Raw genomic sequence first — 8610 nt, forward strand, 5'->3', positions numbered from 1 at the left:
TTCCTTTCGATTTAGTGCTTACGTAGCTTATATCGTATTTGCCGACTACCGCGTCGACAGATGGTTTGGGATCCACATCCTTCTTCGTACACGCGCCAAAGGCCGATACAACGAACAGTAAAACAATGAGCTTTTTCATAAGAGTGATTTTTTAGGCAAGTGGTTATTGGATAAAAAACGTCGGCGATCGAGCGACGGGAACCATGAATCATTTCATATTCAAACTCACCGTACCCCGATCCACGCCTGTCACCTCGAAAGGTGTGTTGGGCTGTTTGGTGAGGGCGTCCAGCAGTTCGTCGGTGGTGCCTTCGTGGTCTACGTTCAGGGTGCCGTCGCTGCCTTTCAGGGCTTTGCGGACGTTTTTCACTTTACTGTTTTTGGAAAGGCTGGTAGCGAGCGCCTGAAGCTGAGCGTAGTTGATGTTGGTCACGGTAATCTGGGTACTGCGGGCCGAAGCCGCTGCCGACGAACCGCCCCCGCCCAGGGAAGCCGCGCCGCCGCCAGCCTGCGTACTGGCAAACTGGAAGTTCATGGTACAAAGACGATCCATGAGGTACTGAGCCATGTTTTCGGTGGCGTTGCGGATGGCCATCTTGTTGGCGATGGCTTCCGAGACATCGATGCCGCCACCCGTGATGGAAGTCGTGGCCAGGATGGATCCGTCTTCGGTAGAGATGGCGCGGATTTCCAGCCGCGCCCGGCAGGCCGTCATACCGCCCTGCGAGTTGGTACGCTCCGACACCGCTTGTCCGGTGATAATCATCTGCGCTCCCATTTCCAAGCCCAAAGCGACCATTTCCCCCAGGCTGGTACCCGCGTCCAATTGGTTCATCTGGCCATAGAGTTTGGGATCGACTACCCGAAAGCCCGACTCGACGAAGTGGCGTGTCAGTTCGGTCTGGGTGGCAGTCTGCTCGATCACAACGGGGTTGTACACCGCCGAGGCAGAATTCTGGCGGGTGGCGGCTTCTTCCGGTTTGGTAGCGGGTTCTTTTTTGCGGCCAAACAAACCCTGGACGATGTCGCGGGTGAGACCCACATTGGCTTCACGCTCGCGTAATTGAAGCTCTTTCTCCCGGCGGGCCAAATCCGTTGTATTGTAGTCGTTGGCGGTACCCGCCGCAATCGCCTCGGTAATGAGGATAATGACTTTTGGCGAGCCGTTACGCAGCATTTGGCAGTTCTGGGCGTTGTATATTTTACGCTCCTTGGCCTTCATTGGCTCGGGGATTTCCATCTTGTCTTTGGCGTCGGCCAACACCTCTACCGCCCTGATGATGGCCTTTTGGGTGGCGTCCTGAACCGCTCGGTTTTCGCTGCTTCCCGCTACTTTGATCCCCGCCAGCGACAAGCCGCTGAAACCGGAAGTCTTGCCCTTCATGTTGATGTCATTGCTGAACAGAAGTTCGCCCGTCTGCGGGTTGAGGACTTTGAGCGTGAAGCCCACAGTAGCTTTATTACTGCCGCCGCTGATGCCCATGATCGTCGTGGAAGTGTTGCCTTCGCTGAAGTCCGTGATTTCGCCCGTGACGACAAGTTGGGCGCCCAGCATCTGGCTGGCCTGCGGTCCCGAACCATCGGTGAATCCGTTCTGGGCAAAGGCCATTTCACCCGTGGCGTCGCCGACATTCCGGTTGGTTTCGAGTACCCGGAAGCAGTTGGTCTGCTGGATGGCCGAAGTAAGCATCGTGGCGAGTTCTTCGCCGAAGGTAGCGTGGGCCTGGGCCGACTTGGTAGATACGCTGAACCGAGCCACTTTTACCGTTACCCGCTGGTCGCGCGGTAGGTTTTTACACTTTTCGGCCACCTGCTCGATCGTGATCTCGGGTTCTTTGTCTTTCTGGGCGTAGCCCACGGCATTGAATAGGACAGTTAGCAGTAAGGCTGCCAACCAGGTGCGCGTAAAGTTTTTCATGCGAATACGAGGATTTACAAGTGGTTGGTTGGATCGGTTACTGCTCTTCGTTGTTGTTCAATGAACTAGTGGACGTCAAGCCTGTCTTGCCTTTTTCCAGGCAGTTTTGCTCGTAGTAATAAAGATGGTCGGGGAAGTCGCGCCAGGAACTCAATTCATACTTGGCTACCAGCGCGGGGCAGTTGCCGAAATATTCTTTGAAAAGCTTCTTGTATTGGCTCTTTTTGATTTTTCCGAACTTACCCTTGTACCGCACATAGTATGATTTCTTGATTCCCCCCGTCAGATTGACACCCTGCACGGCTATGCCCTGGGTCGAGGTGGCCCGTGAATCGTCGTACACCCGGACTTTACCCTCAAATTCTGGGTTTAGCAGTTGCATCATCCGGGGTTTCTTTTTACCGCGTTTGATGCGTTCCTGGTAGAGGTTGACGAATTCCCGGTTGATTTGTCCGTAATCAGTTTTGGCTTTTGTGAGTACCGATTGGTCGCTTTCCAGCAGGGTCATCAGCTTGCCCCAGTTGGCGGGGGCTAGGGACATCTCTTTGATTTGTTCCGCTTTGTATTTGAATTGGCTGTTGTCGTCGGTTCTGCGGCCTTTGATTTTGTACACAAAGGTTTTCTTGCGCTTAATTTTTTTGACCGTCATGTCAATTTTCTCGCCCGAAACAAGCGTAATTTGGCCGGGTTTGCTACCCGAAAATCGCTTGATGGTCGGCAGGAATTTCTGACCGAAAGCGGTATCACCTATTGCCAAGAGAAAGATTAAGGTTACGAGGAAAACATTTTTCATTTTGGATCTGAGGTTTATGGTTGGTTTTCTCTTTAAAATCTGGTGATGATGCCGAACTTCAGCCAAGTGGCGGCACGGCCCAATTCGGCGTAGGCACCCAATTTATCGGAGAAGTAATATCGCCCTCCCACGTGGAATCCGGTGTACACTCCGGTGCCAAGAAGCGTGGCTACCTCTGACCCACCCGACACGCGCAACCCACCCATGACACCCGCGTACAAATCCACGTTGTCGTTTTCCAGATTGAGCAATTCATTGAAGTGGTAATTAGCTCTGATGCCCGCTCGATAAGTGCTGAAATTGTAATAGACCGTTTTCTCGGTGGCGTACGATAAATAGACGCCACCCGAAATATTATTGTGAAACTGTTTCTCGCCGATGACGTGAAAAGGGAAAGGTGCATTGCCGAATGCGAAGTCGCCCGTTCCCAGACCGACGCCTACCCTGAACTGCCGATCGGATTCCGAGGAGGAAGTTTTATCATTTACTTTGTTTGGAGATTCGAATTGCGCGTTTTTTTGCGCCTGAGCATGAAAGGAAAGCGCAGAAAAGACGCCCGCGAGGAGGTAAATTTTAAACATAGCTTAACGAGGTTTGGGTTAAAAAACAGGAGACGTATTCTTTTCTCTGAAAATAATCTTGTGCTGATGGCGAACAACCCACCAAAACCAACACCACAAATTTCCCCAATCCCCCCCGCCGGAAAAATCGAATAAATTCGACTTTGGCCCTTTCGGCGTAGAAATTATTCGATGCGTTTGTCGAACTTTTCCGACGATTCTCCGCATTTTTCGATTGCAAAGCCCGCCGAAGCGGGGGATATTGCCGCATTCTTTCAACTAGCCCTTCCCCATGCGATCCCCTCTTCTTATATGTATAGTGCTTTTTTTGAGTATGGGGGGCGTGGGCCGCGCCTGGGGCCAGGTGTTGCTGTCCGGGGATCAGACTCGCCAGGAATTGGATACGGTGGTGCATTACCTGGAAGACCCCGGCCACGGAATCACTTTTGAAGAGATGCGCGCGGGTACCCGCCGGGCTGAGTATCGGCAACTGCCGTCGGCCAATCCTAATTTCGGCTTTACCAACTCCACCTACTGGATGATGTTTTCGGTGCGCGAGCTGCCGGAGGCGGAGCCGAAAAACTGGCTGCTCGAACTGGGCTACGCCGCCTACGCCGAGGTGGATCTCTACATAATGGACAGCCTGGGGCAAGTGGCCCAGCAGGCCGCAGGCGACTGGCGCCCCCACCCCAACCGGGCGATGTCGTTCCACAACTACGTGTTTCCGTTGAACCTCCTGGCTCAGGGTACCCACCGTGTGTTCCTGCGGATGCGGCCGTTGGTAGGCCAGGTGGTGGCACCGCTAACGATCTGGGAAAGTCGGGCGTTTTCGCGTTACGCCGAAGGTTATACGTTATTCTGGGGGATTTATCTGGGGATGTTGCTGATTGTGCTGCTGTATCATGCGGCCCTCTACGCTTTCAACTGGCGGGAGCCGGGGTATGAGGGCTACCTCTATTTGTCTTTATACTTACTACTTTTTCTGTCTTTTGAGATGACACGCGGTAGTTGTCTTGGTATTAGATTCCTCTGGCCCGAAAACCGCTGGATGGCCGACAACGGCTTCGTTTCGCTTTTCTTTTGTATGGTAGCTGCTTTCGCGGCCTTCTACGGCAAGATCATGGACGTTACCCGTTGCGTTCCCCGGCTGGCACTATTGATCAAAATCGGTTTAGGAATTTGGGCGCTGGTACTGGGACTGATGTACCTGGATGTAGTAGTGCTTTCAAAAAATGCCGTCACCTTGTTTTTCGGCGTAGGGGTAGGCGGACTCATTATTGCGGCTTCGTATCTGTGCTGGCGCGAGCGGCCCGAATACCGTCCGGCCCTCTACTATTTTCTGGCTGCTACCATGATCTACTCGGGCGGAGTCGTGCTGCTCATGACCCGCTGGGGGCTGTTGCCTTCGGGGCAATTCTGGACCATGAACGCCCTGAACGTGGGTTCGATGCTGGAATTCGTGATGCTGTCGGTAGGTATGAGCTTACGGGTGAAGTCGGAGCAGGAGCGGAAGCACCGTGCCTTGCAGCGGGATCTGGACACGCAAATCACCGACCTGGAAGCCTCGTTCAGCCAGGAACAGAAAGAAGAACGCCGCGAACTGAGCATGATGCTGCACGACCAGTTTGGCAACGAGTTGTGGGTGCTGCGGCAGAACATCCAGAAACTCTACCAGGCGTACATCGGGACACCCAACGCCGACCGCTTTCAGGATTTGCTGGACACGATCAGAAAAATTCTGGCGGGTATCCGCGTCATTTCGCGGCACTATGTCCCCGATCAATTCGAGGAAAAGGGGCTGGCGGTGATGCTGCACGACATGGCGCAGCGCCTGAGCGACACCACGGCTATCAGTTTCACCACCCACCTGAAAGGCCAGGAAAATCTGCTGCCGCTCCGCAGCCAGTTGCAGTTGTACTACGCCCTCTTCGAGCTTTGCGCCAACATCGCCAAGCACTCCGGCGGCCGGGAGGCTGCCCTCGTTTCGTTTCAGAAGGAAGATTTTTACAATTTTCAGATACGGGACGACGGGCGGGGCGGACTCCCCGCCGAGGGCGAAAGTCAGGGCAGCGGGCTGGGCAACGTGCGCCGCCGTCTGGAAAGTATCGGGGCCACGTTTGTGGTATCGTCGCTGGCTGGACAGGGGACGTTCTTCAAAGTTCGGCTGCCTATGCCAGTTCCGCAGGATCGACAAATCCATATTTGACCGCGTACATGAAGACGCCCACATCCGTTTTCACGCCCAGTTTCTGGTAAAGCCGATTGCGGTGCGTAGAAAGGGTGGTGGGTAAGATGTCGAGCATATCCAATATTTCATGGTTGGGCAAACCCTTGGCAACAAGACACATGACATTGATTTGTTGCTGGGTAAGGGTGATATCGCTGATAGGTTTTTGCTCGTCAGGATCGGAGGTGAGTTGGCTGAGGAAATCCGCGACCCGGGGGCTATAGTACCTTTTGCCGCGGCTCACCTGTCTGACGGCCAGCAGCAGTTCGTCCTCGTCGTCGTCTTTGAGTGTGTAAGCGTCCACGTCCGCCCCGATGGCGGCGCGTATCACCTCGGGAGATTCTTCCATCGTGTGCAAGACGACTTTGAGGTCGGGCGCGACTTTCCGGGCTAGGGTGGCCAGCTTGATGCCGCTTTCGCCCCCGACCAGGTGCAGGTCGGTGATCAGTATCTGTACACATTGGGTCTCAATGGCTTTCAGCGCATCGGCGATGCAGGTCATTTCGCCCGTTACTTCCCAGGCATCGTTCTGGGAAAGCGTGGCGCGGATGCCCCGGCTGGCGGCGAAATGATCTTCTACGATCAAGATTCGGAGGGGTTCGGTCGAAACGGTCTGGGCTAACATGGCGGATGGATGAGGGAAACAACAGTAGTCAAATAAAACCGTAAGGTCAAGCCCGACTTTGTGAAACCCGGCCGTTCCTTTCCGAAACCGGGTAATGGCTTGACGAACTCACATTTTCAGAAGCCGACGTGTATTGACGGTTCGGGCTTGTTCATAAAAAATATTTCCTACCGAAACCTTGGAAATATGTCAGTCTAGTGAATTTGTCAGTCTGAGCGTAGTCGAAGACAGTCCATACAGGAGGTCTTCGACTCCGCTCAGACTGACAGCTCAGACTGACATTTCAGCGTACGAAGATTCTTGTATAGCGCATAAACCCTTCAAACACTTCCTCTCTCCGGCAATAATAGAGCCAGGCTTGATGCGACTCGTCCTGCAGATCGACGTTGCCATGATACAGCAGATTCCGAAAAACGGTCATCTGGATACGTCGTATCCGTTCGTCAATTGTGCCGCCCAGGATATACTCTTTCCCACTTCTGAATGCCTCCATCAGCGCATGTAAATACATTTGGGCTATTTCTCCCGCCGAGGGTTCGTTAAAGGTGTTTTTCCAAATACAGCTAATCTCGACGGTTTCGTTAGGAGGAATCATCTCGCTTTCGAGACGTTGGAGTTCACAGGCCGGCACTACTTCCAGATAGCGTTTGCGCTCGGCACTCACCACAAAACCTCCCAACCACAGATCGGGGGTAGCGTGGCGATGCACGGCATAGATGGAAGCCTGAGCCAGGTATTCCATCGAGACGGGGGCACCGAGGTTCTGGGCGCGAACGGAAACAAACTGGTTGATTTCCTCGTTTTCGGTCAATTTTTTTAAGCTTAACATGGTAGCGAATGTTTGGTTCGCTATCTCATGTCCGATCCGTTACTTTGGCATCTACCAGATTGAAAAAACTTTAAACTTTTTTATTCATTTTTTATAAAATTCTGATTTTAAGGTAGATACTCCCAAAATTTTCCGCTTCGCGTTCCGGCAAAACCCCGGCATTTGAGCGAAAAGTGAAACGAAACCTCCGCCGTCGGGAAGGGCGTTGCGCCTAGCTCGACCCAGGTTCGCCCGGCGTATTGCCAGAGCTGGCCCGAGGCGGCGAGGGCGTAAGCTCGATCCCGCAATGCCCAACTGTGAACCAAGAGTGGGTCGGTGCGGTAGTTGGGGTAGGCGGGGCGCACGGCCCAGGCATCGCTTTCGGTGAAATACTCCAGGGCCAATGGCTGCCCCGGTACCTGCACTAAAGCTCCGCCGTAGGGCGCGGGCGTGAAGAGGGCGTGGCTCGTCGTCGCCAACGGGCCGAGGTTGTAGGCTTTCTTTGGCGTCCACGCACCCAACGTTGGTTCGTACTGCCAGGTTTTTACGAAGGTGTCGCCGTTCGTTTTTTCCAAATAAAAGACAAAGCCAATTTCCTGGCGGAAATCCGGTAGGCTGTACGACGCCATGCCAAAGGCACCCGGCGTCGGGACGAAGGGCAGGGCTTTGGGGTGGCGCAGCCATTGGTCTTGTGCCAAATCGTACTCCCAGAGCGCGTCGGTCGTCAGGGCGTAGGCTTTGTTGTTGGCAGGAAAGAGCATCAGCAGGCCGGGCAGCGGCGGCGGGATTTTCTTCGGCTGCCAGGCAGGTTTCCGCTGCGGGTCGAATTCCCAAAGTTGGCCTTCGTCCGGGAAAAGCAACAGGGCTTTCTCGTTGACCGTCACGGTTTCTACCCGCGCGGGCAGCGTGAAAGGAAGCGCGTCTTGCCCGAGCCACTCGTTGCAAGACGGCTTTCCGTACAGCTCCCGCACCTTTTCGGTAGTGGCCAGGTCGAACAGGCTGGAAACCGCCTCATCCTCCTTATCGACCATGAAGGGGTACATGACCGACTGCGGATTGTCGGAGGCCGCCAGCCCCAGCGCGGCCCCAATCTGATAGAGAAAAATGCGGGTAAGTTGGTCGGCAGTCCAGAAATGATCGGCGTTCAGGAAAAAAAACACCGTGCCGTCGGGCAGGTCGGTGCGGCGACTCAGGGAGGCCACGGGCTGCGGCAACCAGCCCAGCGGCAGCGTGTCGGGCGGGAAAGTCCCTTCGCCGGGGCTGACGAACTGAAAGACAAAATCGGCGTGGCTCTCCGGCGACACATAAGTACCCGTGAGCGATTCTGCGGATCGTAGCCAGCCTGCAAAACCATTGCCGAGCAGGAAGAGCTGGGTGTAGGGCGTACTGATTTGCGGGGCGGCCTTGGGCGCATAGTTGCTTAGTGTATAGGTAAAGCAACAACGGTCGATGGCGCGGTGGGTTTCGGCGGGGGTGACGTGGCCCAGCCCCAGCAGCGGGTCGGCGGGGTTTTCTACCTCGGTTTGTTTGCAAGAAAAGAAAGTTAGCAGGAAAAGCAGGAGGAGGGATTTTTTCATAAACTACCAGATTCTGGCGTTGAGTCGAAGGCTAATTTGCGGGGCAAGGACGCGGCGCGGCGAGTCGGCATCGAGGGCGATGCGCTGCGGCTGGTAGGCGAC

General features: G+C 54.6%; 7 protein-coding genes. 1 reads left to right on the forward strand and 6 read right to left on the reverse strand.

Annotated features, from left to right (window positions below; translation table 11 throughout):
* Positions 1-208 precede the first annotated feature (208 nt).
* From ACEW8P_RS22520 to ACEW8P_RS22530, 3 genes are read right to left on the reverse strand one after another with little or no spacing between them, the layout of a single operon-like run.
* Positions 209-1918 (reverse strand): CsgG/HfaB family protein, encoded by a 1710-nt coding sequence (locus ACEW8P_RS22520; RefSeq protein WP_373515320.1) that lies wholly within the window; start codon positions 1916-1918, stop codon positions 209-211.
* 37 nt (positions 1919-1955) lie between these two features.
* Positions 1956-2711, reverse strand: a complete 756-nt coding sequence (locus ACEW8P_RS22525; protein WP_373515321.1) for a hypothetical protein — start codon at positions 2709-2711, stop codon at positions 1956-1958.
* 32 nt (positions 2712-2743) lie between these two features.
* A complete protein-coding gene (locus ACEW8P_RS22530) occupies positions 2744-3292 on the reverse strand; it encodes a hypothetical protein (RefSeq protein ID WP_373515322.1) in 549 nt (182 codons plus the stop codon).
* A 271-nt stretch (positions 3293-3563) separates the two neighbouring features.
* On the opposite strand from ACEW8P_RS22530, the gene ACEW8P_RS22535 reads away from it, so the two are divergent.
* On the forward strand, positions 3564-5477 hold the full coding sequence (locus tag ACEW8P_RS22535; protein WP_373515323.1) for a 7TM-DISM domain-containing protein: 1914 nt from the start codon (positions 3564-3566) through the stop codon (positions 5475-5477).
* Here the strand turns inward: ACEW8P_RS22535 and ACEW8P_RS22540 are convergent.
* The 3 genes from ACEW8P_RS22540 to ACEW8P_RS22550 all read right to left on the reverse strand — a co-directional run bounded on the left by ACEW8P_RS22540 (position 5440) and on the right by ACEW8P_RS22550 (position 8508).
* The gene (locus tag ACEW8P_RS22540; RefSeq protein ID WP_373515324.1) at positions 5440-6123 is read right to left on the reverse strand and encodes a response regulator; all 684 of its coding nucleotides are present in this window, start codon (positions 6121-6123) and stop codon (positions 5440-5442) included. The genes ACEW8P_RS22535 and ACEW8P_RS22540 overlap by 38 nt on opposite strands.
* A gap of 283 nt (positions 6124-6406) precedes the next feature.
* The gene (locus ACEW8P_RS22545; RefSeq protein WP_373515325.1) at positions 6407-6952 is read right to left on the reverse strand and encodes a hypothetical protein; all 546 of its coding nucleotides are present in this window, start codon (positions 6950-6952) and stop codon (positions 6407-6409) included.
* Between the two features lie 107 nt (positions 6953-7059).
* On the reverse strand, positions 7060-8508 hold the full coding sequence (locus tag ACEW8P_RS22550) for a hypothetical protein (protein ID WP_373515326.1): 1449 nt from the start codon (positions 8506-8508) through the stop codon (positions 7060-7062).
* Positions 8509-8610 lie beyond the last annotated feature (102 nt).

It is taken from the genome of Persicitalea sp., assembly GCF_041751555.1.
Taxonomy (GTDB): domain Bacteria; phylum Bacteroidota; class Bacteroidia; order Cytophagales; family Spirosomataceae; genus Persicitalea.

Bases quoted from the DNA above. Each gene is read 5' to 3' on its own strand.
- ACEW8P_RS22520 (WP_373515320.1), bottom strand. From the start codon at position 1,918: ATGAAAAACTTTACGCGCACCTGGTTGGCAGCCTTACTGCTAACTGTC.
- ACEW8P_RS22540 (WP_373515324.1), bottom strand. From the start codon at position 6,123: ATGTTAGCCCAGACCGTTTCGACCGAACCCCTCCGAATCTTGATCGTA.
- ACEW8P_RS22530 (WP_373515322.1), bottom strand. From the start codon at position 3,292: ATGTTTAAAATTTACCTCCTCGCGGGCGTCTTTTCTGCGCTTTCCTTT.
- ACEW8P_RS22525 (WP_373515321.1), bottom strand. From the start codon at position 2,711: ATGAAAAATGTTTTCCTCGTAACCTTAATCTTTCTCTTGGCAATAGGT.
- ACEW8P_RS22545 (WP_373515325.1), bottom strand. From the start codon at position 6,952: ATGTTAAGCTTAAAAAAATTGACCGAAAACGAGGAAATCAACCAGTTT.
- ACEW8P_RS22535 (WP_373515323.1), top strand. From the start codon at position 3,564: ATGCGATCCCCTCTTCTTATATGTATAGTGCTTTTTTTGAGTATGGGG.
- ACEW8P_RS22550 (WP_373515326.1), bottom strand. From the start codon at position 8,508: ATGAAAAAATCCCTCCTCCTGCTTTTCCTGCTAACTTTCTTTTCTTGC.